12 protein-coding genes are annotated in these 26,938 nt (G+C 73.2%); 7 read left to right on the forward strand and 5 right to left on the reverse strand.

What is annotated here, in order from left to right; all coding sequences use genetic code 11:
• Positions 1–80: 80 nt before the first annotated feature.
• From ACFQUZ_RS11120 to ACFQUZ_RS11130, 3 genes are read right to left on the reverse strand one after another with little or no spacing between them, the layout of a single operon-like run.
• Positions 81–632 (reverse strand): DinB family protein, encoded by a 552-nt coding sequence (locus ACFQUZ_RS11120; RefSeq protein ID WP_377440927.1) that lies wholly within the window; start codon positions 630–632, stop codon positions 81–83.
• On the reverse strand, positions 629–1,585 hold the full coding sequence (locus ACFQUZ_RS11125; protein ID WP_377440929.1) for a RimK family alpha-L-glutamate ligase: 957 nt from the start codon (positions 1,583–1,585) through the stop codon (positions 629–631). The genes ACFQUZ_RS11120 and ACFQUZ_RS11125 overlap by 4 nt, the downstream gene beginning before the upstream one ends.
• Entirely contained in the window at positions 1,582–2,052 is a 471-nt protein-coding gene (locus ACFQUZ_RS11130) for a rhodanese-like domain-containing protein (RefSeq protein ID WP_377440931.1), read from the reverse strand. The genes ACFQUZ_RS11125 and ACFQUZ_RS11130 overlap by 4 nt, the downstream gene beginning before the upstream one ends.
• 165 nt (positions 2,053–2,217) lie before the next feature.
• Here ACFQUZ_RS11130 and ACFQUZ_RS11135 point away from each other — a divergent pair, with 165 nt between their 5' ends.
• Positions 2,218–3,213, forward strand: coding sequence for a GlxA family transcriptional regulator (locus tag ACFQUZ_RS11135; protein ID WP_377440933.1), 996 nt, complete (start codon positions 2,218–2,220; stop codon positions 3,211–3,213).
• Positions 3,214–3,339: 126 nt separating this feature from the next.
• Here ACFQUZ_RS11135 and ACFQUZ_RS11140 read toward each other — a convergent pair whose 3' ends face one another.
• A complete protein-coding gene (locus ACFQUZ_RS11140; RefSeq protein WP_377440935.1) occupies positions 3,340–4,284 on the reverse strand; it encodes an acyltransferase domain-containing protein in 945 nt (314 codons plus the stop codon).
• 120 nt (positions 4,285–4,404) lie between these two features.
• Here ACFQUZ_RS11140 and ACFQUZ_RS11145 point away from each other — a divergent pair, with 120 nt between their 5' ends.
• The 3 genes from ACFQUZ_RS11145 to ACFQUZ_RS11155 all read left to right on the forward strand — a co-directional run bounded on the left by ACFQUZ_RS11145 (position 4,405) and on the right by ACFQUZ_RS11155 (position 6,938).
• A complete protein-coding gene (locus tag ACFQUZ_RS11145; protein WP_377440937.1) occupies positions 4,405–5,646 on the forward strand; it encodes a hypothetical protein in 1,242 nt (413 codons plus the stop codon).
• 63 nt (positions 5,647–5,709) lie between these two features.
• Complete coding sequence (locus ACFQUZ_RS11150) at positions 5,710–6,585, forward strand: macro domain-containing protein (RefSeq protein ID WP_377440939.1); 876 nt, start codon at positions 5,710–5,712, stop codon at positions 6,583–6,585.
• Positions 6,586–6,677: 92 nt separating this feature from the next.
• On the forward strand, positions 6,678–6,938 hold the full coding sequence (locus ACFQUZ_RS11155) for a transcriptional regulator (protein ID WP_377440941.1): 261 nt from the start codon (positions 6,678–6,680) through the stop codon (positions 6,936–6,938).
• Between the two features lie 34 nt (positions 6,939–6,972).
• Here the strand turns inward: ACFQUZ_RS11155 and ACFQUZ_RS11160 are convergent, their stop codons facing one another.
• Complete coding sequence (locus ACFQUZ_RS11160) at positions 6,973–9,090, reverse strand: radical SAM protein (protein WP_377440943.1); 2,118 nt, start codon at positions 9,088–9,090, stop codon at positions 6,973–6,975.
• 114 nt (positions 9,091–9,204) lie between these two features.
• Here ACFQUZ_RS11160 and ACFQUZ_RS11165 point away from each other — a divergent pair, with 114 nt between their 5' ends.
• From ACFQUZ_RS11165 to ACFQUZ_RS11175, 3 genes are read left to right on the forward strand one after another with little or no spacing between them, the layout of a single operon-like run.
• Positions 9,205–10,017 (forward strand): thioesterase II family protein, encoded by an 813-nt coding sequence (locus ACFQUZ_RS11165; RefSeq protein ID WP_377440945.1) that lies wholly within the window; start codon positions 9,205–9,207, stop codon positions 10,015–10,017.
• The gene (locus ACFQUZ_RS11170; RefSeq protein ID WP_377440947.1) at positions 10,014–15,506 is read left to right on the forward strand and encodes an SDR family NAD(P)-dependent oxidoreductase; all 5,493 of its coding nucleotides are present in this window, start codon (positions 10,014–10,016) and stop codon (positions 15,504–15,506) included. Before ACFQUZ_RS11165 ends, ACFQUZ_RS11170 begins: the two co-directional genes overlap by 4 nt.
• A complete protein-coding gene (locus tag ACFQUZ_RS11175; protein ID WP_377440949.1) occupies positions 15,503–26,899 on the forward strand; it encodes an amino acid adenylation domain-containing protein in 11,397 nt (3,798 codons plus the stop codon). Before ACFQUZ_RS11170 ends, ACFQUZ_RS11175 begins: the two co-directional genes overlap by 4 nt.
• The last annotated feature ends 39 nt before the right edge of the window (positions 26,900–26,938 follow it).

Genomic DNA, 26,938 nt, shown 5'->3' on the forward strand with positions numbered 1-26,938 from the left:
GATGCCCTGCACGACCTGGTGGTCCGCACGTGCCTCGGTGACCCGCCGTCCGTGACCCGAGCGCTGGCTGATGGATCGGTTCAGGCTGTCGTCCCGTGGGCGACGGCGACGGTTCTGGCGAGCTGGTTGAGGTGGGCGAGGTCGTGGCCGGCGATCTTGTCCACCATGAGGTCGAACTGTTCGTCGCCCTGCTCATCATGGGTGCCCCAGCGTTGACGATCGGCGGCCGGGATGCCACGGAGCAGGGCTGCGTTCGCGGCACGGATCCCGGACCACGCGGCCAGCAGGACGGCGACGTCCGGTCGCGGCAGTCGCGACCAGAGCTTCTCGTCGTACCCGGGGTACGCCGGCTTGTCCTCGGTGAGCACGAGCCGCCAGCGGAACCCGTAGACGATGTCGACGTCGAACAGATGCCCGACGACCTGAGCGGCAGACCACTCGCTCTCGGCGAGCGGGACATGCCACTGGGCATCGCGTAACCCGTCGCAGATGCCCGCGGCGATGGTCGGGGTGGCCGCGTACACCTCGACCGGATCCCGGTCGCCCAGGGTGTCGATCAAGGCTTGCACGTACGCGCCCGGGTCGCGGGTGGCGTCCGGAATCTCGATCGGGACGAAGGTGTGCGGACTCACGCGGGTGCCCCCAGTGGTGCGCCCGGGCGGGGTGTCGGTGCCGACGCGCCGGTTCGGTGGCAGGCGTGCCGGCGTACCGCTGTCGCCAGGCCGTCGAGCGCCCGGCGAGCGTGCCGGAGGTAGAGAACCGGTTCGACCAGTTCCAACTCTCCGAGCAGCAGCCGGTCGGCGTCGTCCCGGAGCAGGTCGACCCGGGCGTACAGCGGCTGTTCCGGCAACAGGCCGACGATCCGCTCGGCGAGGGACCGTTCCGCAGGGGTGATCTCGTGTGGGCTCCCGTGCCGGGTGACCTCGATATCGCCGGTCAGGGCCGACTTCCGCCGGACCCCGTGGCTGACCGCCCCGTCGATGACGATGACCGACACCTCCCCGTCCCGGTCGACAGTTGCCAGATACGGCTGGAGCATCGCGTCGCAGTGCCTCAGGATCCGTCCGAGCAGCCGCTGTCCCTCGGCGTCACCGGGCCGCACCTTGCCGGTCAACCAGGCCGAGGCGGACACCGCGGGTTTGAGCAGTGCCTGTTCCCAACCCGTGTCGTCGAGCAGTTGGCGTACGTCGGCGTTGCTGCCCGGTGTGATCCAGACGGTCTCGACGGTGGGGATGCCCGCCGCGGCGAGGCCGATCAGGTACCGCTTGTGCGTGTTCCAGGCCACCAGGCGCGGCGGGTTCAGCACGGTGGTCACCGTGCTGACCTGGCTCAGCCACCGGATGAACCGTTCCGGGTGCAGGTGGTAGTCCCAGACCGAGCGGATGACGCAGACGGCGGCGTCGTGCCACGGCACGTCGGGATCGGTCCAGACGGCCACCGTGACCGGTACGCCGGCGGCCAGCAGCGCCTGGTGCAGCAACCGGTCGTCGGTCCCGAGTTCAGGCTGGTCGGCGCTGGTGACCAGGTATACGGGGCCGGGGTCCGAGCCATCCCGCGACCGTCCGGTGGATGCCGGCGGACTCATGCGACCAGGCCCCAGTCCAACGGCTTCTCCTCGCCGCGCACGACGGGGCGGCGTCCCTCGGTCGGGTGGCCCTCCCTGACCCAGTACTCGAGGCCCCCGATCATCTCCTTGACCTGCCGCCCGTAGCGACTCAGCCGCTCGGCGCCCTTGGTCGCCGCGTTGCAGGACGGGCCCCAGCAGTAGGTGACCAGCAGCCCGGGCGGCAGCCCGGCGGCCGTCTCCTCGGTGATGTCCGCCCAGGGCAGGCTTACCGCGCCGGGAAGGTGGGTCTTGGTGTAGTTGCCGGTGGAGCGGCAGTCGACGATTGTGAAGTCCACGGTGCCGGCGGTGATCGCGTTGGCGACATCGGCCGGGTCCACCTCGAAGGCAAGCTTCCCGCGGAAATGGGCGTTGGCCTCCTGCGGCTCCGCGGCTGGTGTGGCGGTGACCTGGTTCAGCGGTGCCGGGGCGGTCTGGTTGTGCGTCATCGACATTCCCTTCGGGTGTGGAACCGGTCGATCGCCGGCCGTGCGGCGACGGGGAAACCCGATCCGACGCGAGTGACGTCGGCGCGGTAACACCGGCGACAACTCTGCCGGGCGGCACTGGACCGGGCGAGTGCCGTGAACGACAGCACCCGCTAAATTCCCGTCATGCGATCAGCGGTCCATCACGTGGTCATGGTGGTGTCGGCGGGGATGCCGATCTTCGAGGCGGCGGTACCGTGCGAGGTCTTCGGCATCGACCGGTCCGACCTCGCCTCACCGTGGTACCGGTTCTCCGTCGTGGGCATCGGCGCCGACCCGGTCGCCCTGGCCGCGGGGTTCACCTTGACCGGAAGCGACACCCTCGACGTCCTGGACCGGGCGGACACGCTCATCGTCCCGGCCTGCACCAACATCCACGACCAGCCGCCGACCGACCAGGTCGCCGTGGTCCGCGCCGCGTACGAGCGTGGTACCCGAATCCTGTCGATCTGCTCCGGCGCGTTCCTGCTCGCGGCGGCCGGCGTGCTGGACGGCCGGCGCGCCACCACGCACTGGATGCACGCCGACGAGATGGCCCGCCGCTATCCCGCCGTGCGGGTGGACCCCTCCGTGCTGTACGTCGACGACGACAACGTCATCACCTCGGCCGGCACCGCCGCCGGCATCGACGCCTGCCTGCACCTGGTCCGCATGGACCACGGCGCCGCCGTCGCCGCCGAACTCGCCCGCCGCCTGGTCATCCCGCCGCACCGCGACGGTGGGCAGGCCCAGTACCACCGGCTCCCGCCGGCCAAGGTCAGCGACGACTGGCTCGGCCAGTTGCTCGACTGGGCCACCAACAACCTGCACGAACCACTCACCACCACCGACCTGGCCGCCCGGGCACAGGTCAGCGTGCGCACCCTCGAACGACGGTTCGCCACCACCCTGAACACCTCACCCCTGCGGTGGCTGCTGGAGCAACGCATCCGGCAGGCGCAACAGCTCCTGGAAACCAGCGACCTACCCGTCGACCGGATCTCCAGCCGGTGCGGGTTCGGCACACCGGCCAGTCTGCGCGCCCACTTCACCAGGACCGTCGGCGTACCACCGACCGCCTACCGGCGAACCTTCCGGACACCGTCGGACGATCGGCGCGACGCGCTCCAACCGACCCGGTAGCAGCGGGCGGCACGCCACCGCAGGAGCGCGCTCGTCCCCGCTCGCCGTGACTCACCGCCGGGACGACGCCCGTACTCATCGACCTGGACGGTCCCGCGCCGGTGGTTCGGCTGGCGCGGCACGCGTTCAGAGTGGGAAACGTCCGCGGCGCCACTGCCAGTGACGCCCGGCCCTCAGGTGCTCGACGACCGCGCGCTGGAGCACGGTGCGGCGCGGCAACTGGTCGAGCGGTGTGGTCAGGTCCCGGAAAACGAACCGGCGTACCTCGACGTCGGCGTCCAACCCCTCCGGCTCCTCGTAGGGCTCCAGCTCGAAGCGCTGCTGGAACCGGACGATGTTGGAGTGCACCGGCAGGTACTCCAGCAGCTGCGGGTCGAGTAGCCACGAGCCGCAGGCGAACGCCGGGTAACGCTCCTCGGGAAAGTGGCGCGGGAAGAACACGCGGGCCTCGTCGAGTGACGCCGCGACCGCCTCCGGGGTCAACGGCCCCGAGTCGGGGATGTGCAGATTGATGTCGGTGCCGCCGCGCTGGTGCTGCAGCCGGCCCAACTCGTAGAGCCCGCCGCGTGCGTGCAGCGTCAGCCAGCTCTGCATGACCGGCCAGCCCGCACCGCGCATCCGGCGGTCGACCGCGAGGTTGCGGCCCAGGTCCGCGAGGGTTCCCCACGACACGGCTTCGGCGATGCCGTGGGTCCGGTGATAGGTCCGGACGACGCCAACCAGGGCGAGGTACGCGTACACGTAGAGATGCCGCCAGGCGGGACCTCGCTCGCGTGGCAGCGCCGGGCCGGGCGGCAGCCAGCCGTGGCCGCCGAGGTCGGCGCGGACCAGAGCGATCGAACGATCGAGCAGCCAGCGTAGTTCCGGAGTCCACCGCGGAGAGTCGGGTTCGGGCCAGCCCACCATGATCTCGGCGGCGTCGTCCGGCCGTACCGCGAGCCGGTCCAGGATCGCGGGCGCGGCGGCCTTGACGGGCAGCGGAGCCGACGGCCGGTCACCGGCGAGCCGGTGGACGCGATCGACCTCGTCGACGGGTACCCCGAGTCGGGCGGCGGTGGCGGCCAGATTCATCCGGACGACCTTACCGACCGGTGGGGCCGGCCGGTACAGGATCTCGCAACGTCACAGATCGGGTGGTCGTACGGGCTGCCGGGAACCCGTTGCTGGCACCGCTCTGCGATCATCGGTGCCATGCGCAAGGTTGCCGCGACGCTGGCCGCCGTCCTGCTGGTCACGGGGTGTGCCGTCGAACGTGCCGGCACGAGCACCTCGATCCCACCCGCGGACCCGTCCGTGACCGATGCCAGCGGGTCGCCCGAAGCCGGCGTGGCCACCGCCCCGGCAGCGGCCTGGCGCCTGGCCACGCTGCCGGATCTGGCCGGGCCGACGAGCGTGTTGTGGGACGTCGTGTCGGTGGACGCCACGCATGCGTGGGCCGTCGGCAGCGAGGCATACTCCCCCGAACGGCCAGACGACACCGGCACCCCGTTGATCCTCCAGTGGGACGGGACGCGCTGGGCACGTGCGGCGCTGCCGACGATCGGGTGGCACGGGCGGTTCGACCTCGTCGCGGCCGACTCACCCTCGAACGTCTGGGCGGTGGGCAGCTCGGCCGCCGCCGTCCCGCAGGACCAGGTGACCCACGTCCTGCGCTATGACGGGACCGCTTGGCGTGAGGTGCCGTTTCCGAGGGGCGACGGCCGAAGCGAGGCACTGATCACCGGACTCGCGGTCGTCGAGGGACACGCCTGGGTGGTGGGCAACCACATGAGCGAGGTGATCATCGAGCAGTGGGACGGCCGATCCTGGCGGCCGCACCAGTCACCCGCCGAATGCCGCACCGGCGGCACATCCTTCGGCGGCATGCCGAACTTCTGCACCTTCACCGCGATCAAGGCGTTCCGCCCGGACGACGTCTGGGCGGCGGGCAACGGCGCGTGGAACGGGTTCAAAGGCCCGCTGCTCTTCCACTGGAACGGCTCCGGCTGGCGCACGGTCCAGGTGGGCATCAACGAACAGGAATCCTACTTCGCCGCGCTCACGGGTCGCTCGTCCGGCGAACTATGGGCGGTCGGCGACGGCGGATTGGCCGTGCGCGGCGACGGCAGTTCGTTCGAGGTGCTCAGGGACGCGCCCGGTGGAGCGCTGCCCGACGTGGCGACCGACCCGACCGGACAGCCCTGGCTCATCGAGAACGCTCCGGCGCCCGGTGCCGCGCTCGCCACGCACGGCGCGGGCGCGTGGGTGGACGCGCCGGCACCACAACCGCCCGACGCGGTGGGCATGAGCCTGCACGGGATCACCGGAACGCCCGGCAGCCCACGGATGTACGCGGTGGGTGCGGCCGACCTTCCGACAAACCCGCGGTACCTGAGGGCGGTCGTTGTCGAATACGGCGACGGTCCGCCCACCGAATCGGCCGGCCTTCCGTGATGACGCCACCGACGACCGCCCGGGGGCGAGATCAGGAAGTCGGACCGCCGGCAGAATGACGGCATGCCGGTCATCACCGCTGTCCTCGGGGACCTCACGACGGAAAGCGTCGACGTCATCGTCAACCCAACCGCCACGGCGGTGCGAGGCGGCGGCGGTGTGGATGGCGCGATCCACCGTGGCGGAGGCGCGGCGATCCTGCGGGACTGCGTCGCCCGGTTCCCGAACGGTCTCGCCACCGGCGACGCTGGCTGGACGACGGCCGGTGCCCTGCCCGCCCGATGGGTCGTCCATACGGTCGGGCCGGATTACCGCGCGGGGCAGCGCGACCGGTCCCTGCTGATGTCGTGCTACCGCCGGGCGCTGGAGATCGCCGACCAACTCGACGCCCGGACAGTCGCATTTCCACTCATCGGTACGGGTGCCCTCGGTTGGCCACGCGCCGATGCCATCGCGGCGGCGGTCGACACCATCGCGACCGCCGCGACCCGGGTCGACGAGGTGCGTCTCGTGGCGGTCGAGCAAGCCGTGCACAGGCAGATTCGAGCGGCACTGTGGCTCCGGTGCCCGCCGCCTGTCGGCGCGGACACGGTCGGCTCCCTGTTCGAACGGGTGCCGGTCCAGTTCGGGCTGCGCGGTGACCCCTACCTGTGGCGGGAGTTGCGCGGACGGTTCGCCGACACGCCATTGCCGGCGCGATGGTCCACCCTGCGGACGCTCCTCGCGGACACCATCGAGCAGATCATCGGCGAACCGCTCACCAGCCACGACGACATCAGCTGGCACGACAACAACGCGGCGGTACGTGTTCCGGAGTTTGACCCGGGCCACGGTATGTCAGCGGGAACGGTGCACGTTCCGTGGTGGCTCCACACGGGAATCCCGATCCTGCTCGACCGCTACGCGGCCCTGGGCGAACCCTCATCCGATCCGCGATGACCGAGCCGCGCCGCGTCGGGCTGGTGGGGTCGAGCCGGCATCGGACGGCCGGCGTTCGGTGGGCCGGTCGACCACGTGGCTACAGTCTCCGTATGGTGGCGATGGAGACGGCTGACATGGTCGCACGGCGGCGGTTCGTCAGCGCGCAGGCGATCTTCGAGCGGCGGGCCGATCTCAGCGGATACCCGTTCCGGTTGCTCAGCGTGATCTCGGAGCGTGGCCTCGGGATGGACCAGGTCAGCGCGGTGATGGCAGCCGCTGAGATGCTGATGCCACACGGCTGGGACCTGGTCAACATCACCGAGTCCGCGAGCAGTAACCGCGCCTGCGCGGTGATGCGGCGACAACACTGAGGCCTGTTTCGAATTTTGGTCGAGCGCACCACCGCTACCGGGCGGCACTGGCGGCCGGTAGCGCCACCCGGTGGTCGGCCGTCACCTCCAGCAGGCCGCGCGCGGACAACCGGGCCACCACGGCGGCACCGTCCCCTGGGCGGCCGGTCCCGACCAGGTCGTGCAGGGACCGCCAGGTGTCGTCAACTCGGGACACCACCCGCTCCTCCTCGCCCAGCAGCGGATATACGCAGCGTCGTCCGCGGTCCACGGCGATGGTGATGGTGAAGTCGGAGGCCTCGAAGGTGGCGCGGTGATCGTCGGCGAAGTGGACGGCGCCGGAGTTGGTGATGTGCACCTGCTTGAGTTCGCAGCCCTCGGCCAGGCGCACCAGCGTGCCGTCAGGGGCCGCTGTGCCATCGGGAACCACCGCTTCGCCGGGCACCGCCGCCGGCCGGGCCGCGGCCTCCGGTCCGTCCGCCGACTGGTCCACCGGTGCGTCGAAGAAGTCCCGGAAGATGCCGGGTCGCCGGTCCGCGGTGTAGAGGATGTCCTCGGGCACGTCCACGAGGGCGACCTCCGGGTACAACCGTTGGATCCGTTCGGCGGCCCGACGACCGGCGGTGGGTTCCTTGGGGGCCTGGTCCGCGTACTCGAGGTGGTGCCACCGCTTCGTCGGATCGTCGCGCAGGGTGATGCCGTACAGCTCCGGTGTCTCGGCGATCGGCGCTCCCTTGAGCAGCCGGAAGGAGCCGACATCGGCCCGCGCGATGACGTGCCGGTGGTCCCGGATGAACCGGTACGTGTCCTCCGCCTCCTCCGCCGTCTCCGACGGGAAATCACTGAACACCCCGGCCTCGACGGCGATCCCGGCCGCGTGGCACATCGCCAGGATGTCCGCCATCCGCTTCGAGTCGGTGCCCTTCACCATCGCCTTCAGGACCCGGTCGTTCCCGCTCTCGAGCCCCATGTAGAGCCGGACACAACCGGCCTCGCGCATGGTGGCGAACAGGTCCGGCGAGAACCCCTTTTCGAACCGGGCGACGGCGTGCCAGCGGACGTCCACGTCGGCGGCGTTGATGGCCTCCGCGATCGCCCGGAGGTGGCGGGGCAGGATCACGTCCGATTCGAAGCAGAAGACGTCCTCCCCGCACGCACGCTGGATCTCGGCGATGTCGGCGGCGATCTTCTCCGGCGACCGCATCCGGTACGGCGCCATCTTGATGAAGGCGTAGTTGCAGAACGCGCACTTGTTGAAGTAGCAGCCGCGGGTGGGGACGAGGCAGATCACCCGCTTGGGGGCGAAGTAGTTGTCCAGCGGGAGCATGGTGAAGTCCGGTGTGGGTGACCAGTCGAGGTCCAACTGGTAGCGCGCGTCGATCTGGGAGATCACCGCACCGTCGACGTAGCGCACCACGTTCTGCACCGACGACATGTCTCGCTTGCCATCGAGCGCCTCGACGAAGTGCAGGAACGTCTGGTCGGCCTCGCCGACGAAGAACGAGTCGAACCAGCGGCCGAATCGCGGATCCGCCGACAGCACCTCCTTGCCCCAGGTGATGACCGGCCCACCGCAGGTGATGTGCACGTCCGGGTCCTGCTCGCGGATCGCCTCGGCGAGCAGGAACGCCGGGATCAGCTGGGAGAAGTAGGGCACCGAGAGCCCGATCACGGTCGGCCGGTTGGCGAGCAGCGACGGAACGGTGACCGCGCGGAAGTATTCGGCCAGCGGTCCACCGTCCCGACTAACCGCGGCGTCGACGTCCGCATAGGAGTCGTACGGGGCCGCCGAGTAGGAGTACTTGCCGAACGACAGGTCGGGGTGCCCGGCGGTGACCAGTTCGCTGGCCAGGTGGAAGACGCGCTTGGCGTACAGCAGCTTGGCCGGGTCGTAGAAGTCGACCGGATCCCGCAGCACCCGCCGGGCCTCGTCGATCTCCGCGACCAGCTCGTCGACAATCGCCTCGGGGACGCTTCCGGCTGCCCGGTCGGCCGCGGTCCGCAGCGCCTCCGGACGCAGCAGGTCGTCGAATGCCTCCAGGTTGACGTCGCGCAGCGTGACATCCCGGTATCCGGCGCGGCGGAGCACCGCACCGAGCAACGGCAGGGCTCCGTAGGGAAGTGACGGATCTGCGGCGGGCGGGAACACGATCGTCACCGTCGGCATGGTCATGAGGGGCACCCTAGGCGAACATCCGTCCGACGGCCACAGTGGAGATCGCCTTGGGGCACCGAGGCCGACCAGTACAGACTTGTCCCGGTGGAGATGACATGACAACATTTCGCGGTGCTGACGGGCGGGGGGCTGACGACGTGGTTGGCGCGGCTGGAGCCACGGCCGCGGGCGACCGTGCGGCTGTACTGCCTGCCGTACGCGGGAGGCGGTGCCACCTCCTTCCGTAGCTGGCCAGCGACGCTGGGCGACGATGTCGACGTGGTCGCCGTGCGGCTGCCCGGCCGGGAAGGCCGGTTGGGTGAGCCGGCCGAGTTCGACGCGTCCGAGGTCGCGGCGGCGATCGGGGCTGACGCGGATCGCCCCTTCGCCATCTACGGACACTCCATGGGTGCCCGGCTGGGGTTCGAGGTGGTGCGGCTGCTGCGCGAGCGAGGGTCGCCCCTGCCGGTCCTGCTCGCGGTCGGCGGATGCCGGGCGCCGCACCTGCCGCCGGACGGGCCGCTGGACGGACTGTCGACGCTGTCCGACGAGGACCTCGCCGCTCGACTGGCCGAGGCGGGCGGGATTCCCGGCCCCCTCCTGGCCGAGCCGGAACTCATCGCGCTGGCGCTGCCCGCCCTGCGGGCCGATCTCGCCTGGTTGGACAGCCGCCGGTACGTGCCGTCCCCACCTCTTCCCGTTCCGCTCGTGGCGTTCGCCGGCCGGTCCGACGACCGGGTGCGGGCCTCGGTGGTGGCCCAGTGGAGTCGCCACGCGGGTGCCGGCTTCAACCTGCACCTGGTGCCCGGTGGGCACTTCTTCCTCAACGACGGGCTGGATGAACTTGGCGCACTGATGGCGGCGGAACTGTCCGCCGCCGTACGCAGGGCCGCCGCGCCGCAGCCAGCGGACGATTCGACACCCACGGGGGGACAGCGCGAATGACATCTGAAGACCTGGCACCGGTCGAGCCCGTCGCGGTCATCGGCATGGCGGCCCGGGTGCCGGGCGCCACCGATGTCGAAGGGTTCTGGCGCAACCTCCTCGATGGTGTCGAGTCGGTTTCCCGGTTCGACCGGGAGGAACAGCTGGCCCGCGGCGCCGCGTCGGCCGACCTGGACGACCCGAGCTGGGTGTCGGCCGCACCGGTGCTGGACAAGATGGACCATTTCGACACCGAGCTGTTCGGGATGACCGAACAGGAGGCGCGGCTGGCCGATCCCCAGCACCGGCTGCTGCTGGAGACCGTGCACGCGGCCCTGGAGAACGCCGGCTGCGATCCGGCACGGTTCCCGGGCCCGATCGGCCTGTTCTGCGGTGCCGGCGGCAACCAGTACCACTGGGAGTACCTGGCGGCGGATGAGCAGCTGTGGGCCGCCCACCGCAACAGTCTGGCCGTCGCGGTCGGCAACTCGCCGAGCTACCTGACCACGCTGGCGTCGTACAAGCTGAACCTGCGCGGCCCGAGCATGGCCGTCCACACCGCCTGCTCGACGTCGCTTGTCGCGATTCACCTGGCCTGCGAGGCGCTGCGCGCCGGCGAGTGTGACGCGGCCCTGGCCGGCGGCGTGTCGATCGAGTTGCCGCACGGAGTCGGTTACCGGGGTAGTGACGGGTTCCTCTCCGACGACGGCCACTGCCGCCCGTTCGACGCGGAGGCCAGCGGCACTCTGTGGGGCAGCGGCGTCGGTGTGGTGATGCTCAAGCGGCTCTCCGACGCGCTCGCCGACGGGGACACCATCCGCGCCGTCGTGCTCGGCAGCGCGGTGAACAACGACGGCGCGTCGAAGGTCGGCTTCTCCGCGCCAAGCGTCGCCGGGCAGTCCGAGGTCATCGAGCAGGCGCTGGACGCGGCGGCGATCGACCCGCGCACCATCGGCTACGTCGAGGCGCACGGCACCGGCACCGCTCTCGGCGATCCGATCGAGGTACGGGCGTTGTCCCGTACCTACGGCGCGGACACCGACGACCGAGGCTGGTGCGGCCTGGGCACCGTGAAATCCAACATCGGCCACCTCAGCCAGGCCGCCGGCGTCATCGGCTTCATCAAGGCGGCGCTCGCCGTGGAGCGGGGGATCGTCCCGCCCACCATCAACATCGAGGAGCCGACCCCGGCCATCGACTTCGACAGCACCCCCTTCCACCTGGTCACCTCGGTGGCCGGGTGGCCCGCGGAAACGTGGCCACGGCGGGCCGCCGTCAGCTCGTTCGGCATCGGCGGCACCAACGCGCACGCGATCCTCCAGGAGCCGCCGGCGCGGCCGGCGCGGCCGGCGACGGACCGGCCGGCGTACCTGTTGCGGGTGTCAGCAGCGTCCCCGACGGCGCTGCGGGACACCGCGGACCGGCTCGCCACCCACCTCGCGGAGGCCACCGACGTCGACCTGGCCGACGTGGCGTACACGTTGGCGGCCGGCCGGACCCAGCATCGGCACCGCGGATACGTGGTCGCCAGCGGGCCGGCCGACGCGGCTGCCGCGCTGCGCGACCGCAAGCGGCTGCGCCTCGGAGCCGCCGACGGTGAACCCCGGGTGGTGCTGTTGCTGTCCGGCCAGGGCGCGCAGTACGCGGGAATGGGCGCCGAGCTGTACCGCACCGAGCCGGAGTTCGCGGCCGTCGTCGACGAGTGCGTCGCGATCGGCAAGGAGCACCTCGACCTCGACCTGCGCGACGTGATGTTCGCCAGCGGTACCGCCGCTGAGGAACTGCTGGGCCAGACCCGGTACGCGCAGCCGGCCCTGTTCACCCTGGAGTACGCGCTGGCGCGTACCTGGCAGCACTGGGGTGTGCGCCCCGCTGCCCTGGTCGGCCACTCCATCGGCGAGTACGTCGCGGCCACCCTGTCCGGGGTGTTCGCCCTGGACGACGCGCTGCGGCTGGTCGCCGCCCGGGGCCGGCTGATGCAGGAGCTGCCGCCGGGCGCCATGCTCGCCGTCCAGGCCGACGAGGCGGACGTCGTCCCGGGGCTACCCACCGAACTCGCGGTGGCCGCGGTGAACGGGCCGGGGACCTGTGTGGTCGCCGGTCCGGGCGAGGACGTCACCCGGTTCGCCGAACGGCTCAAGGCGGACGGGGTGGGCTGCCGGCCACTGCGTACCTCGCACGCCTTCCACTCGGCGATGATGGAACCGATGCTGCCGCGGTTCGCGGCGCTTGTCGAAGCGGTTCCCCGGCACCGGCCCAGCCTGCCCTTCGTGTCCAACGTCACCGGCACCTGGATCACCGGCGAGCAGGCGGTCGACCCCGACTACTGGACGCGGCACGTACGCCAGCCGGTGCGCTTCGGGGACGGGCTCGCCACGGTGCTCGACGGAGCGCCGCCGGTGCTGCTGGAATGTGGGCCGGGCCGGCAACTCACCGGTCTGGCCCGCTTGCAGACCGGCCGTGACGGCGCCACCGCCGTGCACAGCCTCCCCGGCATCGGTGAGCGCACCGGTGACCTCGCCACGCTCTGCCAGGCCGTCGGGACGTTGTGGGCGGCCGGCGTACCGGTCGACGGTGCGGCGCCCGGGGGACCGGCCGTCCGGATTCCCCTTCCCGGCTACGCCTACCAACGCCGTCGGTACTGGGTGGACGCGACCGCGCCGGTGATCCAGCGGCCGGCGGCACCGGCCTCACGGACCACCGCCCCCGCGGCGGCGACCGGACCGCTCCCACTGGACAACTGGTTCGCGGCTCCGGTGTGGCGACAGCACGCCACCACGACCACGACCGGTCCGACCGGTCCACACCTGGTGCTCGCGGCCGGCCCGCGCGGCGCGGCCCTCGCCGAGGCGCTGCGTGGCGCGGACGTGCCGGTGACCGTGGTACGACCGGGATCAGGCCCTGACCAGCTCCCGCCCGCCGACCGGGCGGCCTACGACCGGCTCGTCGCCGGGCTGGCCGAGGCGCCGGAACCGACCACCGTCGTGCACGCGTGGACGCTCGACACCGACACCGACACCGACACCGACACCGGCGTCGACGCCGTCTGGCGGGCGCAGGAGCTCGGCTACCTCAGTGCGGTGCGGCTCACGCAGGCGGTGGCCGCCGCCGGCGCGTCCGGCCGGGTCCGGTTGGTCCTCGTCACCCGATCGACCGAGGACGTCCTGGGTGGCGACCTGACGAGTCCCCTCCAGGCCACGCTGGCGGGGGTCGCCCGGGTCGCTCCGCTGGAACTGCCGGACCTGTCGGTCCGGCGGGTCGACGTGGACGAGTCGGTACCGGCCACGACGCTCGTCGCGGAACTGACCCGCACCGACGAACCCGAGGTCGCCCTGCGCGGCACCCGCCGCTGGCTGCGCGGGTACGAACAACTGGTCCTGCCCGCCACCGATGACGGTGGTCCGCGCCCGGAGGGGCGTTACCTGATCACCGGCGGGCTCGGCGGGATCGGCATCACCCTCGCCGAGGACCTCGCCGTCCGGTCACGCGCCCGGCTGCTGCTTGTCGGCCGCCGCTCCCTGCCACCGCGCCACGAGTGGGCCGACCGGGCGGCGAGCGGTCCGAACGACACGGTAGGGCGGGCGATCGGGGCGATCCTCCGCATGGAAGCCGCCGGGGCGCGGGTCGTCACCATGACCGCCGACGTGACCGACGCCGCGGCACTGGCCCGGGTACGCCAGACGGCGTTCGACGAGTTTGGCGGGCTCGACGGGATCGTGCACGCCGCCGGCCTGCCTGGCGGGGCGATGCTGGAGGTCAGCGAGCCGGCCGCCGCCCGTGACGTGCTCGCGCCGAAGGTGCTCGGCACCCTGGCTCTCCGGGACACCTTCGGCGACCTACCCCTGGACTTCGTGGCCCTGTGCTCCTCGATCACCTCGGTGGCGGGTGCGCTCGGCCAGGCCGACTACTGCGCCGCCAACGCCTTCATGGACGCCTTCGCCCGAAGCGAACACGGCTGGCCCACGCGGGTGCTGTCGCTGAACTGGGGCGGCTGGTCGGAGGTGGGCATGGCGGTGGAAACGGCCACCCCACCCGCGCTGGCGGCGCTGCGCGAACCGGTGGTCGAGCCGATGTCGCATCCGATGCTCACCCAGCGGACCGCGGGAGAGTGCACCGGGTCGCTGGCCCCGGAGACCCACTGGGTGTTGGACGAGCACCGGATCAACGGGATGCCCGTGGTGCCGGGGACCGGTCACCTGGAGGCCGCTCGCGCCGCCGTCACCGAACTGCTCCCCGCTCCGGCCCCGGGGCACGTGCTGGAGCTGGGTGACGTCACCTTCCTGCGCCCCTTCGGCGTGCCCGACGGCGCGTCCACCCGGTACACGGTGACCGTCCAGGTGACGGCGGACACCGCCGAGTTCACGGTGCGGGACGATGGCGACGGCCCGGCCGCCGTCCACGGCTCGGCCCGGTGGACCACGGCCCGGCCGGGGCCGTTCGACCCGGCCGCCGTCACCGCACGGTGCCGGGACGTGACGGGTCCGCGGGACAGCCACAGCGGTCTGGTCTCGTTCGGCCCGCGGTGGGCGGCTCTCGACCGGCACCTCGCGGGCGACGGGGAGGAACTGGCGGTCGTCTCCGCTCCGCCGGCGGCCCTGGCGGACCTGGAGCGGTGGGTGCTCCACCCGGCCCTGCTGGACGTCGCCACGTCGTTCGGCAAGCGTCGCGGTGACGGCAGTTATCTCCCCCTCGGCTACGGCCGGGTGGTGGTGCACGCACCCTTGCCGGCGCGATTCCACAGTCACCTGTCCTACCGACCGGGAGAGGGCACGGAGGTGGTCGCCGCCGACCTGACCCTCGCCGACCTTGACGGGCGGGTGCTCGTGGAGATCGAGGACTTCGTGCTGCGCCGGGTGGACGGCGCCGCCATCTCCCCGGTCCCGGCCGCCCCGGCTCCGACCACGCCGGTCCCGACCGCCCCGGCCCCGGTGGCCTCGGCCGTGGTGCCGTCCGGCGGGCCCGGGGCCGCGTCGATCGCCCCGGTCGACGGCGCCGAGGCGTTCCGCCGGGCGCTGGCCGCCGAGGCGGGCGCCCAACTTGTCGTCCACCCCCGCACCGTCGCCGATCTGCTGGCCCACCGGCTGTCGGTGACGACGGTGGAGGAACGCGTCAGCGAGCCGGCGACGAGTGGTGCGCCGGTAACCGACCTGGAGGCGGCCATCGCGGACGTCTGGCGGCAGGTTCTCGGTGTGCCGGATGTCGACACGGACGACGACTTCTTCGAACTTGGCGGGAACTCGCTGGTGGCCGTGCAGCTCATCGCGCAGACCCGGAAGGCCACCGGGGTCCGGGTCCCGATGCGCAGCCTGTTCGAGGCCCCGACGGTCGCCGGTCAGGCGGCCGTGGCGCGCCGCCTGCGGGAGACGGCCACCACCGATCGGACGTCCGCTGACCGGTCAGCCGACGGCGGAGCCACCCGGGCCCCGACCGCCGGCCGGACCGACCCGGGCGGGCCCGACGCCACCGGCCGTCCGGCCAACGCACCGACGATCCCGCGTCTGCGCCGATGAAGGAATGGGCCTTCCCGTCCTCGTACGACCAGGAGCGGATCTGGTTCGCCGACCGGTTCAGTGAGGGCGAGCCGGTCTACAACGTGCCGGCGGCCGTCCCGCTGTTCGATCTCGCCCTGGACCCGACCGCCATCGAGGCGGCCCTGGCGCAGGTCGTGGCCCGGCACGAGACGCTGCGGACCGCGCTGCGGGCGGACCAGGACGGCCGGGTGGAACAGGTCGTGTACGAACGGGTGGACCTGAACCTGGTCCACGTCGACCTCTCCGGGCACGACCGGGCCGCCGCCGACCGCCAGGTCGGTGAGCTGATCCAGGCGCACAGCGCGGCGCCGCTACCGCTGGACCACGCACCACTGTGGAAGGCGACGCTGGTCCGGGTCGCCGCCGCCGACTGGTGGCTGGTCCTCGTCGCGCACCACGCGATCTTCGACGCGGCCTCCTACCTGCTGTTCCGCGACGAGATCACCGAGGCGTGCCGGGCCCGCCAGGCCGGCCGGGAGCCCGACCTGCCGGAGCTGCCCATCCAGTACGCCGACTACTCGGCCTGGCAACGCGGCCAGGCCGACGACCCGCAGTGGCATGCCGACCTGCGGTACTGGCGCGAGCGGCTCGCGGACCTGCCCCGGGTCCACCCGCTGCCGACCGACCGGCCACGTTCGGCCCGGTCCTGGCACGGCGGCGGGCAGGTACGCATGCCGATGCCGGCGGCCCTACCCGCGGCGGTACGTGGCCTGGCGGGCACCGCCGGCGCCACCCCCTTCGCCGTGTACCTGGCCGGCTTCCTCGCCCTGCTCCGGCGCATGTCGGGACGGCCGGACACCCCGCTGGCGGTGCCCGTCTCCGGGCGCGACCTGCCGGAACTCACCCCGCTCATCGGGATGTTCGTCAACACTCTGGTGATCCGGGTGCCGGTGCAGGGCGATCCGTCGTTCGCCGAGCTGACCCGCGCGGCCCGGGACGCGATGGCCGACGCGCTCGACCACCGGCAAACCCCGTTCCAGGTGCTGGTCGACGCCCTCGCGCCGGACCGGGACCCCGGCGTGGCACCGCTGTGCCAGATCTCCTTCAACTACCTGCCGGACTCCGGCAACGAACCGGTCCACAACGGCACGGCCAAGGATGATCTCGCCCTGGAGCTGTCCGACACCGACCTGCGCCTGGTCTACCGCAGCGACCTGTTCGACGCCGCGACCGCGGACCTGATGCTGCGTCGCTACCTGCGGCTGCTCCACGGTGCCGTCGCCGACGCGGGCACCCGGGTGTCCCGCCTCGAACTGCTGACCGAGGACGAAGCCGGCCGGCTCGCGGCATGGCGTACCGGACCGGGGGTGGACCCGCCCCCGCGGTGCCTACCCCTGCTGCTCGCCGCCGCGGCCGAACGAACCCCCGGTCGGCTCGCCGTGGCCGCACCCGACGCCACCCTCGACTACCGGCAGCTCCACGACCGGGCCGGTCGGCTGGCCGCGGCCCTGGCCGCCCGGGGCGCCGGCCCGGAACGGATCGTCGCCGTCTGCGTACCCCGATCGGCCGCCGCCGTCGTGGCGTTCCTGGCGGTGCTGCGCACCGGCGCCGTCTACCTGCCGATCGACCCGCAACTGCCGACGGCCCGGATCGAACTGCTGCTCGGTGACGCCACACCGACGCTGTGGCTGACCAGCAGGAACTGTCCGGTGCCCGCACCGGCCGGGCTGCCCAGCGTCGACGTCGACGACCCGCCGGCACACCCCCCGTTGCCGGTGCACCGGCCACACCCCGACCAGGCCGCGTACGCCCTCTACACGTCCGGTTCCACCGGCATCCCGAAGGCCGTCCTGGTCACCCACCGCGGCCTGGCCAACACCATCACCGGCCAGCTCGACCGGTTCGCGGTGACCGCCGACGCGCGGTTCGGGCAACTGGCCTCGCTGTCGTTCGACGTGTCGATCTCGGAACTGGGGACCGCGCTGCTGGCTGGCGCGACGGTGGTGGTTCCGCCCGCCGACCTCGTCCCGGTCGGCACCGCACTGGCCGGCTGGCTGACCACCGAGCGGATCAGCCACGCCCAGGTGTCCCCCGCCGTGCTCGGCAGCCTGCCGATCGGCGGCCTGCCCACGGTCACCACCCTGGTGGTCGGCTCCGAGGCATGCCCCGGCGAGCTGGCCGACCGCTGGGCCGCCGGCCGTCGCCTGGTGAACGCGTACGGACCGACCGAGACCGCGGACACCGTCACCACCTGGCTCGCGCCGGACGGCCCGGTGCCACCGACGACGCCGATCGGCCGACCGGTCCCGGCGACCACCACGCATGTGCTCGACGAGCACCTGCGCCCGGTACCCGTCGGAGTCGTCGGGGAGCTGTACGTCGAAGGGGTCGGCCTCGGACGGGGCTACCTGCGCCGGCCGGCGCTCACCGCCCAGTCCTTCGTGGCCTGCCCCTTCGGACCGCCGGGCAGCCGGATGTACCGCACCGGTGACCTGGTGCGCTGGCGACCGGACGGGCACCTCGAATTCCTCGGCCGCGGCGACGGGCAGGTGCAACTGCACGGCATCCGGGTGGAACTCGGCGAGGTCGAGGCGGCACTCGTGGGGCTTCCCCGGGTACGTCAGGCGGTCGCGGTGGCTCGGGACGGCCGCCTCGTCGGCTATGTCACCGGCGACGAGCCGGATCCCCGGGAATCGCACCGGATCCTCACCGACCGGCTGCCCCGGCACCTGGTCCCGGCCAGCGTGGTGGTCCTGGACGCGCTGCCGTTGACGCCGAACGGCAAAGTGGACCGGGCGGCCCTGCCCGCGCCGGTGACGGAGCCGGCGGTGGCCGACGCGCCGGCCACCGACCCCCGCGAGGCGTTGCTGCGGGAGCTGTTCGCCGAGGTCCTCGGCCGACGGTCGGTCGGTGGCCAGGACGGTTTCTTCGACCTGGGCGGCGACAGCATCGGGGCGCTGCACCTGGTCAGCCGGGCCCGCTCCGCGGGGCTGGGGCTGGCCCTCGACGCGGTGTTCCGGCACCGGACACCCGCCGCGCTGGCGGCGGTCGCCAGCCCGGTCGACAGCACGGTCGCGGACGTCGGCGACGAGGCAGGCCCGGTGCCGATGACGCCGATCGTGGCCTGGCTGCGGGACACCGGTGGTCCGATCACCGGATACAGCCAGTCCACGATGGTCGCCACCCCGGCCGGCCTGACCGAGTCCCGGCTGCTCACCGCCCTGCAGACGGTTCTGGACCGGCACGGCGTGCTGCGGTCGCGACTGCTGCGCGACGGCGGGGACTGGCGAATGGAGATCCGGTCCACGGACGCGGTGCGCGCCGCCGCCTGCTGGACCCGGGTCGACGTCGCCGGACTGGGCGGCAGCACGCTGGCCGCCACGGTCCAGGCGCAGACCAGTGCGGCCCGGGCCCGTCTGGCTCCGGACGCCGGTGACATGGTCGCGGCGGTCTGGTTCGACGCCGGGCCGACCGAGACCGGGCGGTTACTGCTCGTCGCCCACCATCTCGTCGTCGACGCGGTGTCCTGGCGGATCCTGCTGGACGACCTGGCCAGCGCCGCCGCTGGCACCCCACCGCCGGCCGTCCCGACCAGTTACCGCCAGTGGGCGAAGGCGCTCACCGCCCGGGTGCCGCGGGAGGAACTGCGCTCCTGGCTGGCGATCACCGAACCGGTGGATCCGCCGCTGCCCGGCGCGGTGCTGGACCCGGCCCGCGACACGTACGCCACCGCCCGCCGGCACACCGTCCAGCTCGACTCCGATCTCGCCGCCCGGCTGCTGACCGACGTGCCGCAAGCCTTCCACGCCCGGGTCGACGACGTGCTGCTCACCGCCCTCGCCCTCGCCGTGGCCGGCTGGCGGCGGCGGCACGACCGGCCGGACGCGCCGTTGCTTGTCGACCGGGAAGGCCACGGGCGGGACGACCCGCGAGCCGACCTGTCCCGAACGGTCGGCTGGCTCACCACCGTCTATCCGGTCCGGCTCGACCCGGGGCCGGTGGGCGCCGGGGCCGGTGCGGCGCTCCGGCGGGTCAAGGAAGACCTGCGCCGGTTACCTGGCACCGGAAGCGGCTACGGGCTGCTGCGCCACCTGGATCCAGGATCCGCCGCCGAGTTGCGCGACCGGCCCGCGCCCCAGTTCGGCTTCAACTATCTCGGCCGGTACACCACTGCCGGATCGGGCCGCCCGTGGACACCCCTGTCCGGTGCCGACGTGCTCGCCATGGACGCCGGCGACCTGCCGTTGCCCCATCCCGTGGAGATCGACGCCGTCGCCGTCGACGGACCGGACGGGGTAGTCCTGTCCGCCACGTTCACCTGGGCACCGGCCCTGCTGGGTGACGCGGACGCCGTCGATCTGGCCGAGTCGTTCCGGCGGGCACTGGCCCTGCTGGCCGCCACCGACGACGGCGGTCACTCCCCGTCGGACTTTCCGCTCGTCACGCTCACCCAGCACGACCTCGACCGGTTGACCGCCGACCACCCCGGCCTGACCGACGTGCTGCCGCTGTCACCCCTGCAGGAAGGGCTCGCCTTCCACGCCGCGTACGACACGGCGGCCCCCGACGTCTACAACGTCCAGCTGGTGATCGACCTGGCCGGGCCGGTCGACGCCGCGCGGCTGCGGCAGGCATTCACCGGGCTCCTCCGCCGGCACGACAACCTGCGGGCCGTCGTGGAGACCCGGCTCGACCGCCCGGTGCAGGTGCTGACCGGGACCGCCGAGGTGCCGCTGCGGGAGGTGAGCGTCGCGGACGAGGCCGGTGCCGACCGGCTGGCCGCCGCCGACCGGGCCGGCCGCTTCGCGCTCGACCGGGCGCCCCTGATCCGCGCGACGCTGATCCGGCTGCCCGGCGACCGGCACCGGCTGGTGGTCACCAACCACCACCTGTTGCTCGACGGCTGGTCCACCCCGATCCTGCTGCGTGAACTGCTAGCCCTGTACGCGGACGCCGGGGCGGACCTGCCCCCGCCGACGCCGTACCGGGAGTATCTGCGCTGGGTCGCCGCCCAGGACACCGACGCAGCCCTGGCCGCCTGGCGGGAGGCCCTCGACGGGCTGCCCGGGCCGTTGCACGTCGCCGCGGACGAGGCGGCCCGCCGGCGCCCACTCCGTCCGCGGGTGGTCGCCGTGACGCTGTCCGAGGACGCGACCGCCGCCCTCACCGACCGGCTCCGCGCGTTGGGTGTCACCCTGCACACCGCCGTGCAGGCGGCGTGGGCCGTGGTGCTGGCCGGGCACACCGGCCGCGACGACGTCGTGTTCGGCACCACCGTCGCCGGCCGGCCGGCCGACCTGCCCGGCGTCGAGACGATGCTCGGCCTGTTCATCAACACCCTGCCAAGCCGGGTCCGGCTGCGACCCGCCGAACCGCTCGGTGACCTGCTGCGCCGGGTCCAGACCGGACAGGCGGCGCTGCTGCCGCACCAGCATGTCGGCCTGGCCGAGGTGCAGCGGGCGGCCGGGCACGGCGACCTGTTCGACACCGCGATGGTGGTCGAGAACTATCCGGACGCGCACCGGCTGGGCGGCGGCAGCGGTGGCGATGTGGGTCCTGCCATCGAGGACCTGCGGGCCGAGGACGTCACCCACTACACGCTGGACCTCACGGTCGTGCCGGGCCGCCGGTTGCACCTGCGGCTGACCTACCGCGCCGACCTCGTCGACGGTGACCGGGCGGCGGCACTGGCCGCCCGGGTACACCGGTTCCTGGCGGCGGTCACCGACGGCCCGGCCGCACCGCTGGCCCGCTTCGACGCGCTGACCTCGGACGAACACGCCGCGCTCGCGGCCGACGGCCGTGGCCCCGACCGTCCGGTGGAGCCGGTCACCCTGGCCGGCATCGTTTCCCGGTACGCGTCCAGCGCGCCGGACCGGCCGGCCGTCGTCGCCGCGGACGGCGTGTCGACGTACGCGGAACTGGACCGGGCGGCCGCCCGGCTCGCGGCCGTGCTGCGGGCGGGGGGGGCCCGGGCCGGCACGGCGGTGGCACTGGCGCTGCCCCGAGGCACCGGACTGGCGGTGGCGGTTCTCGCGGTGGCCCGGTCTGGTGCGGCCTGCCTGCCTGTCGATGTGGACTACCCGACCGAGCGGGTGGCGTACATGATCTCGGACGCCCGGCCGGTGCTGCTGCTGACGGATCGGACGACCGGGCGACGCTGGCCCGACCTGACCGTCGCGCGGATGCATCTGGACGATCCGCTGCCCGCCACCGGGAGCGGTGCGGCTCCGGCGCCGGACGGGCCTCCCACCCAGCCGGCATTCCTGCTCTACACTTCGGGTTCCACCGGCCGGCCCAAGGCGGTCGTGGTCACGCACGCCGGCCTGGCGAACATGGCGGCCGTGCAGGTCGAGCGGTTCGCCGTGCCGGCCGGGGCCCGGGTCTCGCAACTGGCGGCCCTGGGCTTCGACGCCGCGATCTCCGAGCTGTACACGGCCTGGTTCGCCGGGGCGACCCTCGTACTGCCGGCCGCCGGCGAGGTGCTCGCCGGCGAGGCGCTCGCCGAATGGATGACCCGCACCAGGGTGAGCCACGCCCAACTCACGCCGGCGGTCCTCGGCACGGTGCCCGCTGGCGGCCTGCCGACGGTGACCACGCTTGTCGTCGGCGGCGAGGCCTGCCCGCAGGACCTGGTCGACCGGTGGGCACCGGACCGGCACATGGTCAACACGTACGGACCGACCGAGGCGGGGGACAGCGTGACGCTGTGGACGTGCCGTCCTGGGCGGCCCGCCGGGACGGCGGCGATCGGCGGGCCGATCGCCAACACCCGGGTGTTCCTGCTGGACCGTGGTCTGCGTCCGGTCGACCGGGGTGCCGTGGGGGAGTTGTACGTGACCGGCGCCAGCCTGGCCGAGGGCTACCTGCGCCGGCCCGGCCTGACCGCCGGCCGCTTCGTCGCCTGCCCGTTCGGGCCGCCGGGCAGCCGGATGTACCGTACCGGGGACCTGGCCCGCTGGGGCGCGGACGGGGAACTGGAGTTTGTGGGACGCGCTGACGGCCAGGTCAAGATCCGGGGCGTCCGGGTGGAGCTGGGTGAGGTGGAGGCGGCGCTCGCGGCCCACCCGGGGGTGCGCCAGGCGGTGGCCGCCGTCGTCGACGACCGCCTGTTGGGTTTCGTCACCGGCGCCACGTCGGACCCGGTGGCGGCGCGCGGCACCGGCGCCACTCTGGACCCGGCGGCGGTGCGGGACACGGCGACCCGACGCCTGCCCCGGGGCATGGTGCCGGCGGCCGTCGTCGTCCTCGACGCCCTGCCACTCACCCCGAACGGCAAGGTCGACCACCGGGCCCTCGCCGCCCACGCGCCGGCCGGCCCGGCCGCCGCCGCGCGGGCCGCCCGCAATCCCCGCGAGGAGGTCCTCTGCCGGCTCTTCGCCGACCTGCTCGACCGTGACCGGGTATCTCCCGACGACAACTTCTTCCTGCTGGGCGGGCATTCGCTCACCGCCGCCCGGCTGGTCACCCGCACCCGGGCCGCGCTGGACGTCGAGCTGTCCATCCGGGACGTGTTCGAGCACCCCACAGCCGCGACCCTGGACCAGGAACTGGCCCGGCGCGGTTCGGCCACCCCGCGCCACCCCGTCACGTCCGGCCGACGGGGCTCGTCGCTGCCACTGTCGTACGCGCAACGCCGGTTCTGGTTCCTCGACGAACTGCACGGGCCGGCAAACGCCGCCCGGCTCACCCTCACCATGCGGCTCACCGAGGCCGAGTGTGCCGTCCTCCCGGCCGGCCTGGCCGATGTCGTGGCCCGGCACGAGATCCTGCGCACCCGTTACCAGGTTGTCGACGGGGTGCCCGAGCAGGTTGTCCTGGCCGCCGACGCACCGCAGCCGCTGCCACACGTCGCGGCCGACGGTGAGGTGGCCAGCACCCTGCGCCGGCTCGCCGGCCAGCCGTTCGACCTGACCGCCCGGCCGCCGCTGCGCGCCCATCTGGTACGCGGACCCGCGGCCGGACCGGTGCTGCTGCTGGTCGTGCACCACATCGCCGCCGACGGCTGGTCGATGGACGTGCTGGAGCGCGATCTGCGCCAGGCGCTGGCCGCCCGCGCCACCGGCGCCGTTCCCGCCTGGTCCCCGCTGCCGGTGCAGTACGCCGACTATGCGATCCACCAGCAGGAAGCGGCGAACCGGGCCGTCGAGGCGGACCAACTCGACTACTGGCGACGGCACCTCGCCCGGCTGCCGGACGAGATCGCCTTGCCGGTCGACCGGTCCCGAACGGCCGGTGGGTCGGCCGCGGGCGGCACCGTCACGACGCTGCTCGACGCGGACCTGCACCGCGGGCTGCTGGCCGCCGCCCGGGCGACCGGCACCACGCTGTTCATGGTGGTGCAGGCGGGCCTGGCCGCGCTGCTCACCCGGCTCGGGGCCGGGGTGGACATTCCGCTGGGTGTTCCGGTCGCGGGCCGCACCGACAGTGTGCTGGACGAGCTGGTCGGCTGTTTCGTCAACTTCGTGGTGCTGCGCACCGACACCGCCGGAGACCCCAGCCTCCGGGAACTGCTGGACCGGGTGCGGGCCACCGACGTGACCGCGTTCGACCACGCGGACGTGCCACTGGAACGGGTGGTCGAGGCGGTGAATCCGCCCCGCAGCCCGGCCCGGCACCCGTTGTTCCAGGTCGTCGTGTCGGTGCAGACCACCACCACCTCGGCGGGCGACGCGCCCGCGCCGGTGGACCCCGACTCGGCGCAGTTCGACCTCTTCCTCGAATGCGTCGAGCGGCGCGGACCGGCGGGTGGCGCCGACGGAATCGCCTGCCATCTGGGCTATGCGGCGGACCTGTTCGACCGGACCACCGCCGACCTGCTACTGGTCCGGCTGCGTACGTTGCTGGCCGCGGCGGTCACCGATCTGGACACGCCGATCGGACGGCTACCGCTGCTCACGCCCGAGGAACGGCGGACCGCGGTGTGGTCCGGTAACGACACGACGTGGACCGTTCCCCCCGGATCGGTGGTCGAGTGGTTCCACGGACAGGCCGACCGACGTCCGACGGCACCCGCGGTGACGACCGGTACGCGGACCTGGACGTACGCCGGGCTGGCCGGCCGCGCGGACGAGCTGGCCGTCCGGTTGCGGGACCACGGCGTCGGCCCGGAGGACCTGGTCGCGGTGGCGCTTCCGCGCACGCCGGATCTGCTGGCCGCCCTGTTGGCCGTGCTGGCGACCGGTGCGGCGTACCTGCCGGTGGACTCGCGACACCCGGCCGGACGGGTGCGCCAGGTACTGACCGACGCCGGCAGCTCACTGCTGGTCACCGACGCGGCGACGGCGACGATGCTGCCTCCGGACGTCGGGCCGCGCCGCCTGCTCGTCGACCGGCCTCCCGCCGACCGGCCGGGCCCCGTCGAGCCGACGAACCAGGCCGACCCGGCGGAGCCGGCCGACCGGCCCGTCTCGGCGTACCGGGCGGATCCGACCGACTCGACCGGCTGGGCGGGTGCGGTGGTGCGCCAACCGGTGCACCCCGACCAGGCGGCCTACACCATCTACACCTCCGCTTCGACGGGACCGGCCAAGGGGGTGGTGATCCGGCACGCGGCCATGACCAACCTGGTCCACGCGATGGTCGAGGAGTTCCGGTTGGGACCGGACGACCGGCTCCTCGCGGTCAGCTCGCACGCCTTCGACATGTCCGTACCGGAGTTGTTCGCTCCGCTGGTCAGCGGGGCCTCGGTGGTGCTGGCGGCGGAGCGCGACCCGAGGGCGGTGGCCGACCTCGCCAGCCGTGCCGGCGTCACCGTGGTGCACGCCACCCCGGCGCTCTGGCAGGCGTTGCTGGACGACCGTCCGGAGCTGTGCCGCCGGGTCCGCCGGTTCGTCGGCGCCGAGGCGCTGCCGGCCGCGCTGGCTGACCGCCTGGCGGCGCTCGGCGCGCCGGTGACCAACCTCTACGGTCCGACCGAGACGACGGTCTGGTCCACGGCCGCGCGGGTGGCCGGTGGGGACAGCGTCCCGCCGATCGGCCAGCCGCTGGCCAACACCCGCGCGTACCTGTTGGACGCCGCCCTGCACCCGGTGCCTCCCGGTGTCGTCGGCGAGCTCTACCTGGCTGGGGCGGGACTGGCCCGCGGTTACCTGAACAAGTTCGGACTCACCGCAACCCGGTTCGTGGCCTGCCCGTTCGGTGCGCCCGGCGAACGCATGTACCGCACGGGCGATCTCGCCCGGCGCCGGGCCGACGGGCAGTTCGAGTACGCCGGCCGCGCCGACGAGCAGGTGAAACTGCGCGGCTACCGGATCGAACCGGCGGAGGTGGAGCACGCCCTGACCGCGCTGCCGGGAGTCGGCCGGGCCGTGGCGACCGTACGCGACGAACGGCTCGTCGCCTTCGTCACCGGCGCCGAGCATCTCGACGGTGACCGGCTTCGCCGTGACGTCGCCGAAACGCTGCCCGGATACCTCGTGCCGGCGGCGATCACCGTGCTGGACGCGCTGCCGCTGACGCCGAACGGGAAGGTGGACCGGCGGGCGCTGCCCGCCCCCGAGGTCCGCTCGACGGCCGGTCCGGCGCGGTCACCGGTGGAGGCCGCGCTGTGCGCGTTGTACGCCGAGGTGCTGGACCGGCCGGAGGTCGGTGTCGAGGACGACTTCTTCGCCCTGGGAGGGCATTCACTGCTCGCCGCCCGGCTGGTCGCTCGGGCCCGGACCGCCCTCGGCGCCGACCTGACGCTGCGCGACCTGCTGGATCGCCCCACCCCGGGCCGGTTGGCCGGCCGGCTGCGCGGCGGGGACCGGTCCGCCGACTACGCTCCGCTGCTCCCCTTGCGTCCGGACGGCGGTCGGGCACCGCTGATCTGCGTGCATCCGGTCCTCGGCCTGGGCTGGGGGTACGCGGGACTCCTCGGCCATCTCGACCCCGACCGGCCGGTGTACGCGCTGCAGGCACCGGCCCTCAGCGGAGCGGCCGACCCGGCCAGCGTGACGGACCTGGCCGTCGACTATCTCGACCGGATCCGGGGCATCGTCCGTGGTGGACCGGTCCATCTGCTCGGCTGGTCGTTCGGTGGGCTGGTGGCACACGAGATGGCCGTCCGGTCGCGGGACGCGGGCGCCGACCCCGGGCTGCTGGTGCTGCTCGACGCCTACCCGGCCACCGGCGCCCGGGAACCGGGCGAGGTCCCGACGGAGGCGCTGGCCGTGGTCGACCCGGCGCGGCAGGCGGGCGCCGCCGCGCTGATCGAGCGGCATTTCCGGCTGGCCCGGGCGTTCCGGCCCGGCCACTACAAGGGGGAGACATTGCTGTTCACCGCGGCCCGGGAGCATCGGTCCGGGGCGCCGGTCGACGCCTGGGACGGCCACCTCGACGGCGACCTGCGCGTCCAGGCGGTGGACTGCGACCACGACGGGATGACGGCACCGGCCGCGCTGGCGCGGATCGGACCGGCGGTCGACGAGGCGTTGCGCCGATACCCCTGACCGCATCCAGCGCCCACGCCGGCCCGCTACCGGGCCACC

This window comes from Plantactinospora sp. GCM10030261 (genome assembly GCF_042666615.1).
In the GTDB taxonomy this organism is placed as follows: Bacteria; Actinomycetota; Actinomycetes; order Mycobacteriales; family Micromonosporaceae; genus KBS50.